General features: G+C 70.5%; 19 protein-coding genes and 1 tRNA gene. 8 read left to right on the forward strand and 12 right to left on the reverse strand.

Annotation, left to right across the window (positions count from 1 at the left end):
• Nucleotides 1-317: 317 nt before the first annotated feature.
• Nucleotides 318-1,229: a homoserine kinase gene (thrB, locus tag AB0B66_RS01225; protein ID WP_360520964.1), complete on the reverse strand. Its 912-nt coding sequence runs from the start codon at nucleotides 1,227-1,229 to the stop codon at nucleotides 318-320.
• Between the two features lie 67 nt (nucleotides 1,230-1,296).
• On the opposite strand from thrB, the gene AB0B66_RS01230 reads away from it, so the two are divergent.
• A complete protein-coding gene (locus AB0B66_RS01230; RefSeq protein WP_360520967.1) occupies nucleotides 1,297-1,722 on the forward strand; it encodes a hypothetical protein in 426 nt (141 codons plus the stop codon).
• 30 nt (nucleotides 1,723-1,752) lie between these two features.
• On the opposite strand, the gene AB0B66_RS01235 is transcribed toward AB0B66_RS01230, so the two are convergent.
• From AB0B66_RS01235 to argS, 7 genes are all read right to left on the reverse strand, one after another.
• Nucleotides 1,753-1,965 (reverse strand): hypothetical protein, encoded by a 213-nt coding sequence (locus tag AB0B66_RS01235; RefSeq protein ID WP_360520970.1) that lies wholly within the window; start codon nucleotides 1,963-1,965, stop codon nucleotides 1,753-1,755.
• 9 nt (nucleotides 1,966-1,974) lie between these two features.
• Complete coding sequence (locus AB0B66_RS01240) at nucleotides 1,975-2,838, reverse strand: SPFH domain-containing protein (RefSeq protein ID WP_360520973.1); 864 nt, start codon at nucleotides 2,836-2,838, stop codon at nucleotides 1,975-1,977.
• A 166-nt stretch (nucleotides 2,839-3,004) separates the two neighbouring features.
• Nucleotides 3,005-4,222, reverse strand: a complete 1,218-nt coding sequence (locus AB0B66_RS01245; protein ID WP_360520976.1) for an MFS transporter — start codon at nucleotides 4,220-4,222, stop codon at nucleotides 3,005-3,007.
• A 222-nt stretch (nucleotides 4,223-4,444) separates the two neighbouring features.
• Entirely contained in the window at nucleotides 4,445-5,494 is a 1,050-nt protein-coding gene (thrC, locus tag AB0B66_RS01250) for a threonine synthase (protein WP_360520979.1), read from the reverse strand.
• Between the two features lie 228 nt (nucleotides 5,495-5,722).
• The gene (locus tag AB0B66_RS01255) at nucleotides 5,723-7,009 is read right to left on the reverse strand and encodes a homoserine dehydrogenase (protein ID WP_360520982.1); all 1,287 of its coding nucleotides are present in this window, start codon (nucleotides 7,007-7,009) and stop codon (nucleotides 5,723-5,725) included.
• 44 nt (nucleotides 7,010-7,053) lie between these two features.
• Nucleotides 7,054-8,439 carry a diaminopimelate decarboxylase gene (gene lysA, locus AB0B66_RS01260; protein ID WP_360520985.1) on the reverse strand — a complete coding sequence of 462 codons (1,386 nt, stop codon included), beginning with the start codon at nucleotides 8,437-8,439 and terminating at the stop codon, nucleotides 7,054-7,056.
• Nucleotides 8,440-8,445: 6 nt separating this feature from the next.
• Nucleotides 8,446-10,089, reverse strand: coding sequence for an arginine--tRNA ligase (gene argS / locus AB0B66_RS01265; protein ID WP_360520988.1), 1,644 nt, complete (start codon nucleotides 10,087-10,089; stop codon nucleotides 8,446-8,448).
• An 86-nt stretch (nucleotides 10,090-10,175) separates the two neighbouring features.
• On the opposite strand from argS, the gene AB0B66_RS01270 reads away from it, so the two are divergent.
• The gene (locus AB0B66_RS01270) at nucleotides 10,176-10,973 is read left to right on the forward strand and encodes a DUF3105 domain-containing protein (RefSeq protein ID WP_360520991.1); all 798 of its coding nucleotides are present in this window, start codon (nucleotides 10,176-10,178) and stop codon (nucleotides 10,971-10,973) included.
• A gap of 10 nt (nucleotides 10,974-10,983) precedes the next feature.
• Nucleotides 10,984-11,613: a DUF305 domain-containing protein gene (locus AB0B66_RS01275; protein WP_360520994.1), complete on the forward strand. Its 630-nt coding sequence runs from the start codon at nucleotides 10,984-10,986 to the stop codon at nucleotides 11,611-11,613.
• 66 nt (nucleotides 11,614-11,679) lie between these two features.
• On the opposite strand, the gene AB0B66_RS01280 is transcribed toward AB0B66_RS01275, so the two are convergent.
• Nucleotides 11,680-12,438, reverse strand: coding sequence for an LPXTG cell wall anchor domain-containing protein (locus AB0B66_RS01280; RefSeq protein ID WP_360520997.1), 759 nt, complete (start codon nucleotides 12,436-12,438; stop codon nucleotides 11,680-11,682).
• A gap of 179 nt (nucleotides 12,439-12,617) precedes the next feature.
• On the opposite strand from AB0B66_RS01280, the gene AB0B66_RS01285 reads away from it, so the two are divergent.
• From AB0B66_RS01285 to AB0B66_RS01300, 4 genes are all read left to right on the forward strand, one after another.
• Nucleotides 12,618-12,692: transfer RNA gene (locus AB0B66_RS01285), tRNA-Arg, on the forward strand.
• A 304-nt stretch (nucleotides 12,693-12,996) separates the two neighbouring features.
• Nucleotides 12,997-13,509: a SigE family RNA polymerase sigma factor gene (locus AB0B66_RS01290; protein ID WP_360521000.1), complete on the forward strand. Its 513-nt coding sequence runs from the start codon at nucleotides 12,997-12,999 to the stop codon at nucleotides 13,507-13,509.
• A complete protein-coding gene (locus AB0B66_RS01295; protein ID WP_360521003.1) occupies nucleotides 13,506-14,852 on the forward strand; it encodes a hypothetical protein in 1,347 nt (448 codons plus the stop codon). Before AB0B66_RS01290 ends, AB0B66_RS01295 begins: the two co-directional genes overlap by 4 nt.
• 286 nt (nucleotides 14,853-15,138) lie before the next feature.
• Nucleotides 15,139-15,561, forward strand: a complete 423-nt coding sequence (locus AB0B66_RS01300) for a VOC family protein (RefSeq protein ID WP_360521006.1) — start codon at nucleotides 15,139-15,141, stop codon at nucleotides 15,559-15,561.
• A 10-nt stretch (nucleotides 15,562-15,571) separates the two neighbouring features.
• On the opposite strand, the gene AB0B66_RS01305 is transcribed toward AB0B66_RS01300, so the two are convergent.
• Nucleotides 15,572-15,931: a hypothetical protein gene (locus tag AB0B66_RS01305; protein WP_360521009.1), complete on the reverse strand. Its 360-nt coding sequence runs from the start codon at nucleotides 15,929-15,931 to the stop codon at nucleotides 15,572-15,574.
• 94 nt (nucleotides 15,932-16,025) lie between these two features.
• On the opposite strand from AB0B66_RS01305, the gene AB0B66_RS01310 reads away from it, so the two are divergent.
• Nucleotides 16,026-17,036: a UDP-N-acetylmuramate dehydrogenase gene (locus AB0B66_RS01310; RefSeq protein ID WP_360521012.1), complete on the forward strand. Its 1,011-nt coding sequence runs from the start codon at nucleotides 16,026-16,028 to the stop codon at nucleotides 17,034-17,036.
• 32 nt (nucleotides 17,037-17,068) lie between these two features.
• Here the strand turns inward: AB0B66_RS01310 and AB0B66_RS01315 are convergent, their stop codons facing one another.
• Entirely contained in the window at nucleotides 17,069-18,103 is a 1,035-nt protein-coding gene (locus AB0B66_RS01315) for a serine hydrolase domain-containing protein (protein WP_360521015.1), read from the reverse strand.
• Nucleotide 18,104: 1 nt separating this feature from the next.
• Nucleotides 18,105-19,010 (reverse strand): fumarylacetoacetate hydrolase family protein, encoded by a 906-nt coding sequence (locus tag AB0B66_RS01320; RefSeq protein ID WP_360521018.1) that lies wholly within the window; start codon nucleotides 19,008-19,010, stop codon nucleotides 18,105-18,107.
• Nucleotides 19,011-19,072 lie beyond the last annotated feature (62 nt).

Genomic DNA, 19,072 nt, shown 5'->3' on the forward strand with positions numbered 1-19,072 from the left:
TCGGAAACCCGTGGTGCTCGTCCAGAGCGCTACGGGAGTTTTCGCGCAGTCACGACGGCGTTCCGCCGCCGTCCATATTCGACGGCGTGGACACGCCTGGAGCGTGCGATCAGTCTGCGGCAGGCATAGGACTGGGGGTGGACGGCCGTCTGGCTAACGTGTCCGTCTGAACCGAGCTCCGGTAACGCCGCCCCGCAAGATCGGGCGCTTCGCGGCTGTGCTGCCCTAGAGCGTAATCAACGACTGAGACCAGCGGCAACACCGGGCTACTCGGCGTGTCTGAAATGCTGCAAAAGACAGGTGATACGCCCCGGTTTCTAACCAGGGATCCTACCCGCCGATACACGGGCGCCACCAGCGAACACCGCGAGAGTGTGTGCCAACCAACTGCCGCCCGCCTCGAAACCGGACGGCACGGGCGAAAGCGCCAGGACACTCGGCCCGGCCCCGCTGACCACGGCGGCCACACCGGCTTCCCGCAGCTGTGCAACCAGGGCGGCGGTCTCCGGCATTCCCGCGGCCCGGTAGCCCTGGTGGAGGCGGTCCTCGGTGGCCGGGAAGAGCAGGCTCGGGGCGCTGGTCAGGGCGTGGGTCAGCAGGGCCGCCCGGCCCGCGTTGAAGGCGGCGTCGGCGTGCGGCACGGTGGCGGGCAGCGCGGCCCGCGCGTGGGCGGTCAGGCCGCGTACGGCGGGCACGAACACCGTCGGCCGGATCTCCGCGGCCACCGGCAGCGCCACGGCCCGCGCCCCGCCCGCCTCGGTCCAGGCGATGGTGAAGCCGCCGAGCAGGCATGGGGCGATGTTGTCCGGGTGCCCCTCGATCCGGCCCGCGATGCGCACCTCGTCGGCCCGGGTCAGCCTGCTCCCGGCCAGCGCGTTGGCCAGGGTCACCCCGGCCGTGATCGCGGCGCTGGACGAGCCCATGCCGCGCGCCTGCGGAATCCGGTTGTAGCAGCTCAGCCCCAGGCCCACCGGCTGGGCGCCCAGTTCGGCGAACGTCTCCCGCATGGCGCGTACGACCAGGTGGGTCTCGTCGGCCGGTAGCTCGCCCGCGCCCTCGCCGGTGACCTCGACGGTGGTCTTGCCGTCCTCGGCCACCCAGGCGGTGACCTCGTCGCAGAGGTCCAGCGCCAGGCCCAGGGCGTCGAAGCCCGGTCCGAGGTTGGCGCTGGTGGCGGGCGCGTGGACGGTGTACGCCCCGGGCGCGAAGGAGATCGTCACGGTCGTCATGGTAGGGCCGGGCACGGGCCGCCCGGCCGATCCGGTGGCCCGGCCGCCCACTCCTCGGGAGCCGGGCATGGCAGGCGCTCGATACGGTGTCGGGGTCGCCCACCCCTCGGGAGAGTTCGTGGAATCGTTCGACCTGTCGCTGCTCGGCATCATCCTGCCCCAGCTCGTCGGTGTACTGCTGATGATCGCCGGCCTGATCGCGGCGCTGGCCCAACGCGCCCGCCTCGGCTCGCTGGCCACTGCTCTCACCGTCGCGGCCACCGGCCTGGGCGCGGTGACCTTCGTGATCAGCACCTGGTGGCAGGCCTTCGGGATCCGCTCGGTGATCGAGGGCGGCGGCGAAGGCCGCTACACCCTGATCAGCGTGGTCGCCCTCATCCTGTGGCTGATGCACCTGGTCTGGACCGGTCTGCTGATCGGCGCGGTGTTCGCCGGGCGGCGTCGGCCGCCGGCGGTCGAGAACGCCGTCCTGACACCTGGATCGCCGTTGTAGCGACACCGTCCGCCATGGACGGTCAGCGGTTCAGTCGTCAGGTTCCTCGTCGGTGGCTGAACCACCGTCGTCGGACGTGGCCCCGGTGGGGCGGTCGACCGGCCGCCCCACCGATTTCAGCGCGGTCCGCAGGGCGTACTCGATCTGCGCGTTGACGCTGCGCAGATCGTCGGCCGCCCAACGGGCGATCGCGTCGTACACCGCGGGATCAAGCCGCAGCAGCAGTTTCTTGCGTTCAGGCACGCGATGTCCTCAGTAGAGGGTGCCCGCGTTGACGACCGGCTGCGCGTTGCGGTCACCGCAGAGCACCACCAGCAGGTTCGACACCATCTGCGCCTTGCGCTCCTCGTCCAGTTCGACCACCCCCTGCTCGCTCAGCTGCTCGAGCGCGCTGGAGACCATGCCGACCGCGCCCTCCACGATGGTGGACCGCGCCGCGACGATGGCCTGCGCCTGCTGGCGGGCCAGCATCGCCTGCGCGATCTCCGCAGCATAGGCGAGATGGGTGATCCGCGACTCGACCACCTCGACGCCGGCCAGGGTGACCCGCTCGCGCAGTTCGGCGGTGAGCTCGTCGCTGACCGAGGCGCTGTCGCGCAGGCTGGCCCGGCCGCTGGCGTGTGCCTCGTACGGGTAGCTGGTGGCCAGGTGCCGCACCGCGGTCTCCGCCTGCACCTCGACGAAGTGCGCGAAGTCGTCCACCGCGAACTTGGCGGCGTAGGTGTCCACGACCCGCCACACCACGACGGCGGCGATCTCCACCGGGTTGCCGTCGGCGTCGGAGACCTTCAGCCGGTTGGACTCGAAGTTGCGCACCCGCTTCGAGATCTTCGCCTTCTCGGTCAGCGGCCAGGTCCAGTGGAAGCCGGGCTCGCCGATCGTGCCGACGTACTTGCCGAAGAACTGGATGACCCGGGCGTCGTTGGGGCTGATCACGATGAACCCGGTCGCGATCAGCACGAGCAGCAGAGTGCCCACCACGACGGCCACGCCGATGGCTGCGTCGGTGCCCGGCACGCCCACGTTCGCGGCGATGACGGCGACCATGGCGGCTGCCACCAGCAGCGCCACGAGAACCATGATGAACCCGGAGATCCGGAACGCCTTACGCTGCATGGCGACTCCTCATATCGAAGTGATATCACCAAGCTAGCAGGACGTGTCAAGCCACTTCGCTTCCCCTCAAGATCGCCCGATTTGCCTGGCACCCGTGCGTATCTTGACCCCGCTTTCGCCCACTTGCCTGGCAAGTCGAGCGATCAACGGTGAGCGGCGGCAGGCGTCAGTCGGCGAGTGCCGGCACCGGGGCCTGGGTGGGGATGCGGCGGGTGACCAGGAACCAGCCGACCGCGTACGACAGCGTGGTGACGCCGCAGCAGGCGACCAGCACCCGCCAGTCCACCGTGTCCACGAACGCGCCCACGACCAGCTGGGAAGCGGTCACCGCGAGCATGGCGATCATCGTGTCCGTGGCGTTGACCCGGCCGCGCAGCTCGTCGGGCACCTCCTGCGCGATGGCGTAGTTCGACATCACCCAGTTGCCGCCGCCGGCCGCGTGCGCCAGGAAGATGCCGGCCAGCACCAGCGGGAACCAGCCCGCCGCGGCCACGCCGACGTACACCAGGCCGTAGGTGGACATGGACAGCGCCAGCGCCGGGAACAGCCAGTGCGGCCGGGCCAGCGCCGCGCGGAACAGGAACGGGCCGACCACGCTGCCCAGGCCGCGCACCGCGAACATCAGGCCCAGCCCGCGCGCGCCGACCCCGAAGGTCGCCGCGATCAGCGGGAACGTGGCCAGCAGGCCGTTGCCGGTGCCCACCGCCGACTTCACGGTGACCAGCGCCAGCAGCCGCGGCTCGCGGCGCAGGTAACCCAGCGCCTCGCGGATCGCCGCGAACGCCGGGCGGGACACCGTCGGCAGCAGGCCCTGGGTCGGCCGCTTGATCCGCGAGGTCAGCAGCGCCGAGGTCAGCAGGCTGACCGCGACCAGGCCGAAGCAGGCGTACGGGGACAACCACTCGGTGACCAGGCCGCCCAGCGACGAGGCGACCACGGTCATGGTGCCCCAGGCGGTGCCGTTGACGGCCATCGCCGGGCCCATGTCGGCGGGGTCCACCAGGTTCGGCACCGAGGCGTTGGCGGCCGGGGTGTAGAAGGCCTTCGCCGCGGCGAGCGCGCCCAGCGCGACGAGGGCGATCGGGCCCGCCCCGGGGCCGCGCACCAGGAACAGGCCGCCGACGGCGACGAGCGCGGAGAGGTTCGAGGCGATCAGGATGTGCTTGCGGTTGAACCGGTCGGCGATGGTGCCCGCGTACGGCAGCAGCAGCGCGACGGTGCCGGTCTCCACGGCCAGCGCCAGGCCGCCCCAGAGTCCCTGCCCGGTCTCCCGGTTGAGCAGCACCAGCAGCGGCACCATGACGAACCAGTCCGCCCCGAAGACGATGACCTCGGCGAGGAACAGGCGGCGGAAGTCGGCGCTACGCGTAAGGACCCTGAGCACGTAGGCACCGTACACCTGAGAGCGATCTCACGGACGCCGGGCACGCTGTGACGTGCACCCCGATCCGCATGCCGCGAACCCGGCTCAGCCTGGCCGCCGCCCGCCCGGCTTTTCACAGACGTTGGCCTATCTCATCGAAAATGCGGGCTCCGCAGTCGATGTGATAGGCCAACGTCGATGACAGGACGGGGCGCGCCGCGAACACGGGTGCCCCTGGTCAGGTCAGGCCAGGCCGAGTTCGCGGGCGGCGGCGAGCGGGTCGTTGCCGATGGTGGTCGGGGCGGGCGCGGTGGAGATGGCCCACTCCGGGTCCTTGAGCCCGTGCCCGGTCACCGTGCACACGATGCGCGAGCCGTGCGGCACCTTGCCGGCCGCGGACGCCTGCAGCAGGCCCGCGACACTGGCCGCCGAACCCAGCTCGACGAAGACGCCGACCTCGCGGGCGAGCAGCCGGTATGCCGACAGGATCTCCCGGTCGGTGACCGCGTCGATGAGGCCGGCCGACGCGTCGCGCGCGTCCAGGGCCTTGGTCCACGAGGCCGGGTTGCCGATCCGGATCGCGGTGGCGATCGTCGACGGGTTGGCCACGACCGCCCCGTTGACGATCGGGGCGGAGCCGGCCGCCTGGAAGCCGTACATCTTCGGGGCCTTCGTGGCGTTGCCCGCCGCGACGTCCTCGTTGTAGCCCATCCAGTACGCGCTGATGTTGCCGGCGTTGCCGACCGGCAGGCAGTGGATGTCCGGCGCGTCGCCGAGCGCCTCGACGATCTCGAACGCGGCGGTCTTCTGCCCGTGCAGCCGGTCGATGTTCACCGAGTTGACCAGCGCCACCGGGTAGTCCTGGGACAGCTTGCCCGCCATCGCGAGGCAGTCGTCGAAGTTGCCGCTGACCTGCAGCAGCTTCGCACCGTGCACGAGCGCCTGGGCGAGCTTGCCCAGCGCGATCTTGCCCTGCGGCACGAGCACGGCGCAGGTGATGCCGGCGCGGGCGGCGTACGCGGCGGCGCTGGCGGAGGTGTTGCCGGTCGAGGCGCAGATGATCGCCTTCGCACCGTGCTCGACGGCGGTCGAGACGGCGACCGTCATGCCCCGGTCCTTGAAGGAGCCGGTCGGGTTCGCGCCCTCGACCTTCAGGTAGACGTCACACCCGGTGCGGTCGGACAGCACCGGCGCGGGCACCAGCGGCGTGTTGCCCTCGTGCAGCGTGATCACGGGCGTCTTGTCCGTCACCGGCAGCCGGTCCCGGTACTGCTCGATCAACCCACGCCACATGCTGGCCTCCTTACCGAGTGTCATCGAGTACCTTGCCGTCTCTCCGCCGACACCACCACTCAGGTTCCACCCTCCGGGACGTCGGCCCACGGGCACCCCACCCCACCGCGCGGCCTCCGCCACCCGGCCGCGCCAACCTAAAGGTCGATCACGGCCCCAGGGTGGTGACACGCCGTCGAACACGTCCACAAGTTCATGATCGACGGCGCGCGGACTACGGTGGGCGGGTTAGAACTCGACCCGGAGGACGGAGGCTACGGCGCGGACGAAGTCGAGGGTGCGGAGTTCGGCGACCGTCGCAGCCAGCGCGCTGTCGGGGGCGGAGTGGGTGACGATGACCAGGATGGCCTCGTCGCCGCGGCCGGACTGGTTGACCGTGGCGATGGAGACGTCGTGGCGGGCGAAGACGCCGGCCACCGCGGCGAGGACGCCGGCGCGGTCGGCGACGTCGAGGGAGACGTGGTAGCGGGTGCGGACCTCGCCCATCGGGTGGACCGGAAGGTCGGCGTAGGCGGACTCGCTGGCGGCGCGCACCCCGGCCAGGCGGTTGCGGCCCACGGCGACCAGGTCGCCGAGCACGGCGCTCGCGGTCGGGGCGCCGCCCGCGCCGCGGCCGTAGAACATCAGCTGCCCGGCGGCCTCGGCCTCGACGAACACGGCGTTGAACGCCTCGCCGACCCCGGCCAGCGGGTGGGTGCGCGGGATCATCGCCGGGTGCACGCGCACGCTGACGCCGCCGTCGGCGGTGCGGCCCGCGATGCACAGCAGCTTGATCGTGCAGCCCATCGCCTTGGCGCTGGCCACGTCGGCCGCGCTGACCTCGGTGATGCCCTCGCGGTACACGTCGGCGGCCTTCACCCGGGTGTGGAAGGCGAGGCCGGCCAGGATCGCGGCCTTCGCCGCGGCGTCGAAGCCCTCGACGTCGGCGGTCGGGTCGGCCTCGGCGTAGCCCAGCGCGGTCGCCTCTTCGAGGGCCTCGGAGAAGCCCGCGCCGGTGGCGTCCATCGCGGAGAGGATGAAGTTCGTGGTGCCGTTGACGATGCCGGTGACCTGGGTGATGCGGTCGCCGTGCAGGGACTCGCGCAGCGGGCGCAGCAGCGGGATCGCCCCCGCCACCGACGCCTCGTAGTACAGGTCCGCGCCGCCCTCGGCGGCGGCGTCGTGCAGGCTGCCGCCGTCCTCGGCGAGCAGCGCCTTGTTGCCGGTGATCACGGACTTGCCCGCGCGCAGCGCCTCGACCAGCCAGGTGCGGGCGGGCTCGATGCCGCCCACCACCTCGATGACCACGTCCACGTCGTCGCGCTTGACCAGGCCGAGGGCGTCCGTGGTGAACAGGTCGGGGCTGACCGGCAGCTCGCCCCGGTCCCGGCCCGCTCTGCGTACGGCGATGCCGACCAGCTCGACGGGTGCGCCGATACGCGCCGTCAGGTCGTCGGCCTGCTCGTGCAGCAGGCGTACGACCTCCGAGCCGACGGCGCCGCATCCCAGCAACGCCACCTTGACCGAGTCAGCCACTTCGTCTCCCGTAACGCTCAACCTGGCAGGGGCGAGATCGCGCCCTACCCCACGTCCAACGCCAGGAGATCGTCCTCGGTCTCCCTGCGCACGATCACCCGCGCCTGCCCGTCCCGCACCGCCACGACAGGCGGCCGCGGCACGTGGTTGTAATTGCTGGCCATGCTCCGGCAGTAGGCGCCCGTGCCGGGCACCGCGATAAGATCTCCGGGCCGGACGTCGGCAGGCAGGAATTCATCCTTCACCACCACGTCCCCAGCCTCACAATGTTTTCCCACCACGCGGGCAAGAATCGGCTCCGCCTGTGACGCACGTGACGCCAGCGTCGCCGAGTACGACGCGTCGTACAGCGCGGTGCGGATGTTGTCGCTCATGCCGCCGTCCACGCTCACATACGTGCGCAGGCCGTCGAGCGGCTTGACGGTGCCGACCTCGTACAGCGTGAAGGTGGACGGGCCGACGATCGCCCGGCCCGGCTCCACGGACAGGTGCGGCTGGGCCAACTCCAGGCCGCGGCACTCGTCCGCCACGATCTTGAACATCCGCTCGGCCAGGTCGGCGGCCGGCGACGGCGTGTCCTGGCTGGTGTACGCGATGCCGAAGCCGCCGCCCAGGTCCAGCTCGGGCAGCTCCGCGCCGAGTTCGGTGCGGATGCGCTCCTGCAGGGTCAGGATGCGCCGGGCGCTGACCTCGAAACCCGACGTGTCGAAGATCTGCGAGCCGATGTGCGAGTGCAGGCCGCGCAGCTCCAGCGTGTCCTGCTCCAGGATCAGCCGGGCCGCCTCGAACGCCTTGCCGCCCGCCAGCGAGAAGCCGAACTTCTGGTCCTCGTGCGCGGTCGCGATGAACTCGTGGGTGTGCGCCTCCACACCGACGGTCACCCGGATCATGACGCGGGGGCGGACCCCGCGCTCGCGGGCGATCGCCGACAGGCGCTCGATCTCGTCGAACGAGTCGACCACGATGCGGCCCACCCCGTTCTCGACGGCGCGGGTCAGCTCGCGTACCGACTTGTTGTTGCCGTGCAGCGCGATGCGCGCCGGGTCCATGCCCGCGGCCAGCGCGGTGCGCAGCTCGCCGCCGCTGCACACGTCGAGGTTCATCTCCTCCTCGACCAGGATGCGCACGATCGCCCGGCACAGGAACGCCTTGCCCGCGTAGTACACGTCCGCGCCCGCGAAGCCCTGCTTGAAGTCGCGGCAGCGGGCCCGGAAGTCCTCCTCGTCCAGCACGTACGCCGGCGTCCCGAACTCCTGCGCCAGGGAGGTCACGTCCCGGCCGCCGACCCGCAGCACACCCGCGTCGTCCTTGGTCGCGGTCCGCGGCCACAGCGGCGTCATCAGCTCGTTCACATCAGCGGGCGTACGCAGCCAGGAAGGTCCCTGGTGCCCGAAGTCTCCGTGCAGGGCACCGGCCTCATGTGCGCGCAAGGTCGTTCACATCCGTTCAGGGGCGGTCACGCCGAGCAGGCCGAGGCCGTTGGCGATGACGGTGCGAGTGGCGTCGTTGAGCCAGAGCCGGGCGACGTTGACGGGCTCGATCGGTGCGTCCCCCATGGGCAGCACCCGGCAGTTGTCGTAGAAGCGGTGGAAGTCGCCCGCCAGCGACTCCAGGTAGCGGGCCACCCGGTGCGGTTCTCGCAGTTCGGCGGCGCCGGAAATCACGCCCGGGTAATCGCCGAGCGCCTTGAGCAGCTCCAGCTCCTTCGGATGCGACAGCAGCGACGCGTCGAACTCGGCATGGTCGCGGGACAGGCCCAGGTCCGCGGCCATGCGGGCGATGCTGGCCGTGCGCGCGGCGACGTACTGCACGTAGTAGACCGGGTTCTCGTTGCCGGCCCGCGTCCACAGGTCCACGTCGATGTCGATCGGGGAGTCGCTGCTGTAACGGGCCAGGGCGTACCGGGAGGCGTCCACGCCGATCGCCTCGACCAGGTCCTCCATGGTGACCACGGTGCCCGCGCGCTTGCTCATGCGCAGCGGCTGGCCGTCGCGGACCAGGCTCACCAGCTGCCCGATGAGGATCTCCAGGTTGACGTCCGGGTCGTCGCCGAAGCACGCCGCCATGGCGCGCATCCGGCCCACGTAACCGTGGTGGTCCGCGCCCAGCATGATGACGACCTTCTCCGCGCCGCGCTCCCGCTTGTCCAGGTAGTAGGCGCAGTCGGCGGCGAAGTAGGTCCAGTCGCCGTCGCTCTTGCGCAGCACCCGGTCCTTGTCGTCGCCGAAGTCGGTGGTGCGCAGCCAGGTCGCGCCGTCGGCCTCGAACAGGTGCCCCTGCGCCCGCAGCCGCTCCAGGGCCAGGTCCAGCTCACCCTTGGTGTGCAGGTCCTTCTCGTTGAAGTACACGTCGAAGTGCGTGCCGAACTCGGCCAGCGACGACTTGATCTGCGCGAACATCAGCTCGACGCCCTCGACCCGGAACGTCTCCAGGTCGTCCGCGCCGGGGTGCTTGGCCTTGACCGCCTCGGCGATCTCGGCGATGTACGCGCCGCCGTAGCCGTCCTCCGGCGTCGCCTCACCGCGGGCCGCGGCCCGCAGCGACTTGGCGAACCGGTCGATCTGCGACCCGGCGTCGTTGAAGTAGTACTCGGTGGTGACGTCCGCGCCCGCCGCCTTGAGCAGCCGCGCGAGCGCGTCGCCGACCGCGGCCCAGCGCACCCCGCCCAGGTGGATCGGGCCGGTCGGGTTCGCCGACACGAACTCCAGGTTCAGCCTCACCCCGGCCAGCGCCGTGCCGTGCCCGTACGCCGCGCCCTCGGTGACGACCAGGCGGGCCAGCTCCCCCGCCGCCGCCGCGTCCACCCGGATGTTGAGGAAGCCCGGCCCGGCGATCTCCACAGCAGCGATCCCTGTGAATTTGCTGAGTTCCGCGGCCAGGGCCGAGGCGAGGTCGCGCGGGTTCGCGCCGACCTTCTTGGCGACCTGAAGAGCCAGGTTGGTGGCGTAATCTCCGTGCTCCGGGTTGCGCGGACGCTCCACCGTCGCCGCCGCCGGCAGGGCCGCCAGGTCGAGGCCGCGGGCCGTGAAGACGGCTTTTGCGGCGGTCAGGACAGCATCGGCGATATTCGCGGGAGTCACCCGGCCATGCTAACCGGGTAGACTTCGGCCCTCTGCGTCCCACCGCACGGCGGGCGCGCCCACCCCTCGATGTGACGGACACCACGATGAGCATCAGCACGCAAGGCGGCGAGCAGCACCGCCCCAATGTTGTGAAGGTCGGCGGCAAGCCCGCGGCCGGCGCCAAGCCCGCCACCGGCGGCGGTGCCAAGACCCCGCCTAAGGGCGTCAAGGGCGGCCCCAAGAAGCCGATCACGCCTGTCAAGGTCAACCAGGGCCGCAACTGGGGTCCCATCGCCATGTTCGCCGCCGTCGGCCTGATCGCGGTCGGCATCATCGGCTGGGGCGCCTGGGCGGCGTTCCGGCCGGGCGGCGCGGGCTACGACTGGGAGACGCGCGCCAACGCCATCGACGGCATCACGCACGTGACGACGGAGCTCAAGAGCAACCACACGTACAACCCGGAGAAGTACGACCAGAACCCGCCGGTCGGCGGCACCCACAGCTACGTGTGGCAGCAGTGCATGGGCGACGTCTACGAGGCCCCGATCCCGAACGAGCACGCGGTGCACAGCCTGGAGCACGGCGCCGTCTGGATCACGTACCGCAAGGACCTGCCCGCCGATCAGGTGGCCGCGCTGGCCGCCAAGGTCGAGGGCAAGGAGATGATGCTGATGAGCCCGGTCGAGAACCTGGACAAGCCCATCTCCCTGCAGGCCTGGTCCTACCAGCTCAAGGTCGACAACGCGAGCGACTCCCGGATCGACGACTTCATCGGCGCGCTGCGCGTCAACGCGACCCAGGAGCCGGGTGCGACGTGCCAGGGCGGCAACACCGCCACCGGCGACAAGCCGCTGAACGAGCAGCAGGTCGCCGCGCTCACCCAGCAGCAGCAACAGGGCTGACAGGAGCGACATGACGGACGTGGGGAACAGCCCTCGGTTCAGCACGCGAGGGCTGGCCCTCTCCGTGGCGCTCGCGGTGCTGGTCGGGCTCGCCATCGGTTTCGGCGTGACCCGGCTGGCCGCACCTGCCACGCCGGCCGACGACTCGGCCGCCGCCGGCTTCGCGCGCGACATGTCGTCGCACCATGCCCAGGCCGTGGCCATGGCCATGATCGCCGCGAAGAAGGGCAACGCGCACGAGGTGCGCGTCCTCGGCGAGGACATCGCGCTCACCCAGCAGGCCCAGATCGGCATCATGGGCCAGTGGCTGCGCGACTGGAGCCTGAACATCAACTCCGACGCCAAGCCCATGGCCTGGATGCCCGACGGCGACAAGTCGCTGACCAACGGCAACCTGATGCCCGGCATGGCCACCTCGCAGGAGATGACCGCGCTGGAGAACGCCACCGGCAAGGACGTCGACCGCCTGTTCCTGGAGATGATGATCAAGCATCACCTGGGCGGCGTGCACATGGTCGACGCCGTGCTGACCCAGACCGATGATCCCGACGTGCTCTGGCTCGCCAAGGGCATGAAGGCCCGCCAGCAGCTGGAGATCTCCGAGATGCAGAAACTGCAGACCACGCTCGCCAAGCGCTGATCGGACACGCAGAGCAAGGGCCCCGCCGGAACTCCGGCGGGGCCCTTCTCATTCATCGCTGCGCGCTCAGACCTCGGTCGGCAGGTCCCGGCGGCGACGCACCAGGAAGATCGTGCCCGCCCCGCCGACGACCAGGGCCAGGCCCACCGAAGCGAAGACGGTCACGGCAGCGCCGGTCACCGGCAGGCCTGGCTCCGACGGCGACGGCGAGTCACCCGGGACGTCCGGCGTGCCGCTCGTGCCCGGAGACTCGGACGAGTCCGGGGTCGGCGTGCCGGGCGTCGGCGTCCCCGGTGCCGGCGTGCCGCTCGGCGACTCCGACGGGAACGGCGACGGGGTGTTGCCGCCCTCCCCCGCGCAGGTGTGCGTGACCACGATCCGGTCCACGTTCTTGCCGCCGACGCTCTTGCCCTCGGCGTCCAGCACGGTCCAGCCGGCCGGCACGACCACCCAGGCCAGGTGCTTGTTGGTGGCGTTGGCGAAGCCGTGCGGGTACGCGTCGGCGTCGCCGTTCTTGATGTAGGTGGTCACCGGGCCACCGGGGGTGTCGAACTTCGCCCACATGCCGATCGCGGTGTCGAACTCGTCCGGCGCGATGTTGAACACCCAGCCGTCCTTGTCCGCGGCGGCCAGGTTGCCGATCTCCGTACAGCCGCGGGTGAAGATCTTCGCCTCGGTGTTGTGGTGCGCGTGGTGCAGCACCGCGTCGTAGGGAGCCGTCGGCGCGTTGTGCGCCTGCGCGGGCAGGGCGAACAACGTGGCGAGCCCAGCGCCCACGGCCGCCAGCGAGACGGTGGCCAGCGGCGCCAGCAGACGCTTGTTCATGGGTCCTCCGGAGGGTGGAAGTGGTGCAACGCCACATCGTGACCGGGGGTGAAGAGGGCTCGGATCGGATTAACCGGCTGTGGGCTGATGATCGACACGACACGCCATCGGCCGAACGGAGGACCCGGATACCGATTCGATGCCACGAAGGGGACCTGCTACTCTTTGTCGGTCACTGAGCCCCCGTAGCTCAGGGGATAGAGCACCGCCCTCCGGAGGCGGGGGCGCAGGTTCGAATCCTGCCGGGGGCACCACGATCTACCAGCACGAAGAAGCCGCTGACCTGGGGAAACCAGATCAGCGGCTTCAAGCGTCTGTACGACTGTGTCCGGTGAAATCCGGCCCTCTACGGCTGCCCGCGCCAAATGCGAGCCAAAGTTTCCCGGCCTCCCAGATGCCCAGTGCCCTTCCATTCGTTGCCTCATCACGTCCTCTCCCCCGTCCAAGCACTTCCGGCGGCCTTGGCTGACCGGCTTTTCAACAAGCACCCGAGCCGCCCCTCCAACGGTCGCCTTCTGCGCGTGTATGAGATGTGCCAGTGATGTTGATGTGCCAGTGATGACAGCCGGTCCTGCGGATTCGTTCCGGGAATACGTGCACGCGCGCCTGGGGACGCTTGTGCGTGCGGCGTTCCTGCTGACCGGCGACTCGTATCTGGCGGAGGACCTGGTTCAGCAGACGCTGGCCAAGGTTGCCTCCCGCTGGGAACAGATCGTCGCGGACGGGAACCCGGACGCCTACGTGCGGCGCGTCCTGTACCACCAGCATGTCTCCTGGTGGAGAAGGTGGCGACGGGAGCCGCTGCCGGTCGCCGCCGTGCCGGAGGTCGCCGGGGCGGACCCCCACGGGCCGACGACGACGGCGATCGCCGTTCGCCAGGCGCTGGCCAAGCTGGCCCCCAAACAGCGGGCCGTGCTGGTGCTGCGCTACTTCGAGGACTTGACCGAAGCGCAGACGGCACAGGTCCTGGGTGTGTCGACGGGCACCGTGAAGAGCCAGGCTCGTGATGCGCTGGCCCGTCTACGTGCCGTCGCCCCCGAACTGGCTGACCTGCAGGAGGTGTCGAAATGACTACAACGCTGCATCGAGTTCTGGTTGATCTCGCCGGCGAGGCGCCCAGCGTGCGCATGCCGGAGGACCTGTGGCGGCGCGGACGTCGCCTCCGCTGGCGGCGCCGGGCCGCAGGGATTCTTGCCTGCCTGCTGGTGAGTATGACCGCGATGTGGCTGCCGTCGCCGAATGCGACCGGGTCGCAGTTCGCAGGTACTGACGACCGTACGCTGCCGGCCTGGGCCGCCCAGCCCTACCTGTGGCAGCAGACGTTCAGCGAGGATCCGAACGGGCCGGCGAAGCTTGTGTTCGAGACAGGGCACAGTCTCGATCTGGATTCGTCGCTGGTGGTCGTGGGCCGGGACGACTCCTTCCGGCTGGTCTACCTCGACCCCGGCGAGTTGATGGGCAGTTTGTCGCCAGACGGCCGCTACCTCCTGGGCGACAACCTTGTCGACCTGGTCACCGGGCAGTCCCGCAAGCTCAGTCCTGCCGTCTCGTCACATTGGCCAGCCGTGTGGTCGCCCGACAGCCAAAGCGCCGTCGCCGTTATCGGGCAGGACGACGTAGTGCCAACCACCGGCCCGAACGGTGAGCGGATCAACGATTCGACGCGCTTGGACAACATCGTCATCGTCAGCGTGCCGGACGGCAGTCTACGGGTCGTCCACGTGGCTGAGGCAGACGTCTTCCGGGCGGCGTTCTCGCCTGACGGCACCCGGGTGGCCATCACCGTCGGCCGCGACGCGCAAAGTAAGGAGTTGCTCATCCTGGACGTTGCGACTGGCGCCGTGCAACGTGCGGTGCCGCTCGGCGAGCGGCAGCAGATCGCGGGCAGCGCCGCCTGGTCGCCGGATGGCAACCAACTGATCCTCACATTCATCGAGGAATGCCTTACGTCGCCGTCCTGCGACGGGCCAACCCCTGACCGGCCGGCCCGGCAGCGGTTCCACCTGCAACATCTCGATGTCGACACCGGAACGGTCACGGACGAGGCGGTCCGTGGCCGGCAAGATCGACCGAACCTCATCGCGTGGCGGCAAGGCGCTCCGGTCCTGTCGGTTACCAACGACGCGGACAACTCATGCGCCATCGTGCGTGTCCCGGCCGACCAGAGCCCCGAGACTCTGCCACTGCGGGCGGCTGGGTACGGGTGCCCGAGCTACCCCCGCAATGCACTGGAGCAGTGGACCCTCGATGGCCCACAGCTGACGCCGTCGCCATGGCAAGCGCAGAACTGGGCCTACGTCGTGCTGGGGCTCATCGTACTGACCAGCGCGGCGCTCGTTGTGAAGCTGGGCCGGCGGTGGAGACAGCGGTCGATGACACAACGTTCCAGGGTCGCCCCTGAGCCTCCGCGATAGTGCGCCTGGCGCCGGACCAGATCATGGACCAACTTGTCGCCCGATACGGCATGGGCCATGCAGTCAAGACCCTGCGTAGCGCCCGATGACTCTTTTGTTATCCAATCGGCAGGTCAGCCGCTGTAGCCAGCCGACCCAATGGGAGCAGTTTTGGGATGTATCCGGCCGGGGGCAGCAGCACAAAGAAGCCGCAGACCTGCGAAAGCAGATCGGCGGCTTCAGCCGTCTGTACGGCTACTCAGAACGGCACATCCCGGACCCGACCGTCGTCGGTAACGTGAGCTGCATGGACATCAAGGTCTCCCACTGCTTCCTCATCGTCGACGACCACGACAAAGCCCTCGGCTTCTACCGTGACGTGCTCGGGTTCGAGGTGCGCACCGATGTCAGCTACGAAGGCATGCGCTGGGTGAGCGTGGTGCCGCCGAGCCAGCCCGATCTTGAGATCACCATCGAGACCCCCGAGTCCCATCCGGGTGCCTCCGCCGAGGACAAACAGAATCAGTACGACCTGCTCGCCAAGGGTCTGCTGCGCGGGCTCATCCTGACCACCGACGACGTCGACGCCGCCTTCGAGCACATCCGCGCCTCGGGCGCCGAGGTGCTCCAGGAGCCCGCCGACCAGGCGTACGGCGTACGCGACTGCGCGTTCCGCGACCCGGCCGGCAACATGATCCGGTTGAACCAGCCCAGAACACCCCGGGCCTGACGGCGCGGCGTCAGTCCTGCCGTTTGTCGTCCGCGGCGGCGTTCCCGGCGGCGTCGTCCCGGTACTGCGGCCTGACCTGGGACGCGCCATCGGCTTCGGCCCGCTCACGTGCCCTGGCAGCGCCCTCGGCCGGGCCGCCCGCGTGCCGCCACACCTCGTGCTCCCGGAGGATCCACCCGAAGGCCCCGGCCGCGCACATCACCACGAACAGCGCGAACGAGATGATGACGAGCCAGTTCAGCGCGGGCGCCAGGTACGCGCCGTCCCGGTCGAGGTTGCCCAGGATGACAAGGCCGAGAATGCCCGTGAGCAGCGCGATCAGCGCGAGGACGGTGAGGCGCCCGGTCTGCGTCGGGTGAAGTGGGGTCATGGACTCCAGATGATGTCACCCACGTCAAGGTTGCGGTGGCCCGTCCGGTGACCGGCCGGAGGGCGTACGCCGCTCGATCGGTAGGCTCCTGCCCGTGACCATCACGTTTGCTGACCTGACCACGATGCGGGTCGGTGGCCCGGTAGCGCGGCTGGAAGTCGCCCGCAGCACGCCGCACGCGATCGAACTGCTCCGCGACACGGACGGGACCGACGAGCCACTGCTCGTGATGGGCGGCGGCTCGAACCTGGTCGTCGGCGACGTCGGTTGGGACGGCATGGTCCTCAAGATGGAGTCGGCCGAGTTCGACATCGACGGCGAGCTGGTCACCGCCGCCGCCGGGGTCGAGTGGGACTACCTCGTCCGCACCGTGCTGGCCGAAGGGCTGGCCGGGGTCGAGGCGCTGTCCGGCATCCCCGGCTCGGTCGGCGGCACGCCCGTGCAGAACGTCGGCGCGTACGGCACGCTGACCTCGGACGTGCTGGAGTCGGTCACTGTGTACGACCGTACGACGGGCGATGTCGAGGTCTGGACGCCGGAACGGTGCGGTTTCGGCAGCCACCGGCAGTCGGTGTTCAAGCACAGCGACCGCTGGATCGTGCTGGACGTGACGTTCCGGCTGCGCCGCGGGCAGTCCGCGCCGATCACGTTCCCGGCGGTCGCCGAGCGGCTGGGCGTGCAGGTCGGTGGCACCGCCGACCCGGCCGACGTACGCGAAGCCGTCCTGGCTCAGCGCCGCCAGCGCAAGATGGTCCTGGACGCCGCCGACCACGACACCTGGAGTGTCGGGTCCTTCTTCCTCAACCCGGTGCTCGCCGAGGTGCCCGACCGGGCTCGCGAATGCCCCAGCCAGCCGGACGCCATGGGCACCAAGCTGCACGCCGCGTGGCTCATCCAGCACGCCGGATTCGGCCAGGGCTACGGAACCGAGTGGGGCAACGGCACCGTCTCGCTGTCGACCCGGCACACCCTCGCGCTGACCAACCGAGGCGGCGCGACCACGGCTGACGTGCTGAAGTTCGCCGCGCACATCCGCGACGGCGTGGAGGCCATGTTCGACGTCGCCCTGACCCCCGAATGCCACCTGGTCAACTGCTCCTTCTGAGCCCGGCTCGAAGGAAGGGCACCTTCACATCGCTATGCGTTGTGCAAGGTGCCCTTCCTTTCGGTGGCGACGGTTTCGAGCAGGTCGGCGCACCATTGCCGGAACGGCTCCGGATTGTCGCGTGAGGGATGGACTCGGTTGCTGAGGACCACGACTCCGTAGCCGCGCGCGGGCTCCAGCCAGATCCGGTTGCCGACGAAGCCTGAGCAGCCGAAGGAGCCCTCGCCCGGGGCGGGTCCGCCGATCCCCCGGGTCGGTGGCAGCCACCAGCCGAGGCCGAACCGCTCGTCCGCGGCGTTGCGCGCCCGGCAGCGGGTCGCGGCGCGGTGCAGGTGCGCGGGCAGCACCGTCCCGGCCAGCCAGGCCCGCGCCGCGGCGGTGACCAGGGCGAGGGTGCCGAAAGCGCCGGCCTGGCCGGCGATTCCGCCCATGGCGTACGCGTTCTCGTCGTGCACCTCGCCGACGACGACCCTGGCGCGCCAGCCGCACCGTTCGGTGGCGACCGCCGGCCCGGGCACCGGCCCGAACCGCAGGCCGCTGCGCTGCTGCGCGAGTTCGGCCAGGCTCAGCCCGGTGTGGTCCTGCACCGCCTCGCCGAGCAGGAGGAACCCGAGATCGCTGTACTCCGCCCCGCTGCCGGGTTCCCGCACGAGCGGGGTCGCCACGGCCTGCGCGACGATCTCGTCCCGGGTGGCCGCCGTACGGAAGAACTGCCGGACGGCGGGCAGGCCCGCCTGGTGCGAGAGCAGTTGGCCGACTGTCGCCCGGCCGACCGGAAACGGGCGCGCGGGCGGCCACACGTCGGCGAGCGGGCTGTCGAGGTCCAGGTGCGCCAGCACTTCCGGCAGCGTCACCAGCGTCTTGGTCACGCTGGCGAGGTCCCACCAGTCGTGCGGGCCGACCGGCCTGCCCGTGGTGAGGTCGGCCGTGCCCGTCACCGCGCTGAAGCAGGTCTCGGCGCGGTCGAAGACGCTGACCGCCACCGCGGGCATCGGCGCGGCGGCCATCAGCCGGCGGATCCCGTCGTGCAGCGTGTCCTGATCGGCCTGCGGGCTCGGCTCGGTCACGTCAGGCCTGTACCGTCTCGTCCGTCGCGGGCAGTCCGCGCCGGACCGGGTTGGCCAGTGTGCCGATCGCGCCGACGGTGATGTGCACGGTGTCGCCGTCGCGCAGGCTGAACGGCGCGGGCGGCACCAGGCAGGTGCCGGTCGACAGGACCACGCCGTCCGGGTGCACGTCGCCGCGCATCAGGTAGCCGACCAGGTCGTCGAGCCGCCGGTGCAGCTGCGAGGTGCCGGCCGTGCCCCGCCAGGCGGTGCCGCCGCCGCGCGTGATCTCCAGTCCGATGTCCAGGTCGTACGGGTCGGCCACGGCCCAGACCGGCGTGATCCACGGCCCGAGCGCGCACGCTCCGAAGTAGATCTTCGCCTGGGGCAGGTAGAGCGGGTTCTCGCCCTCGATGGTGCGCGAGGACACGTCGTTGCAGACCGTGTAACCGACGATCTCGCCGAACCGGTTGACCACCAAGGCCAGCTCGGGCTCGGGCACATCCACTTCGGAGTCGGTGCGGACCCCGATGGCTTCACCGGGGCCGCGCACCCGCCACGCCGCCGACTTGAAGAACAGCTCGGGGCGGGCCGCATCGTAGACGAGCTGGTAGACGTCGGCGGCTCGCTCGCTCTCCTCGATCCGGGCCTCGCGGGACACGCGGTAGGTGACGCCGCTGGCCCATACCTCCGTGGTGCCGTCGACGGGCGCGAGCAGGCGCACCTGCGCCAGCGGCAGCGCTGGGCCGGTCGCGGGCCGGGTCAGCAGGTCGCGCAGTTCGGCCAGCGGCAGCCGCCACAACTGTGCCAGCGAGGCGACGCCGGGCAGCTCGGTGACCTCGCCGTCGGTGTGCAGCCCGACGCGGACCTCCGGCGCACCGGCCGCCTGGTATCTGACGATGTGCGCCGCGGGGTGTGGTGCCGACATGCCAGCAGACCCTAGTGTGCCGGTAGACGGAATCCCAGCGCGGCCGCCGCGGCACCGGTCCG

It is taken from the genome of Catellatospora sp. NPDC049111, assembly GCF_040648615.1.
Lineage (GTDB): Bacteria > Actinomycetota > Actinomycetes > Mycobacteriales > Micromonosporaceae > Catellatospora > Catellatospora aurea.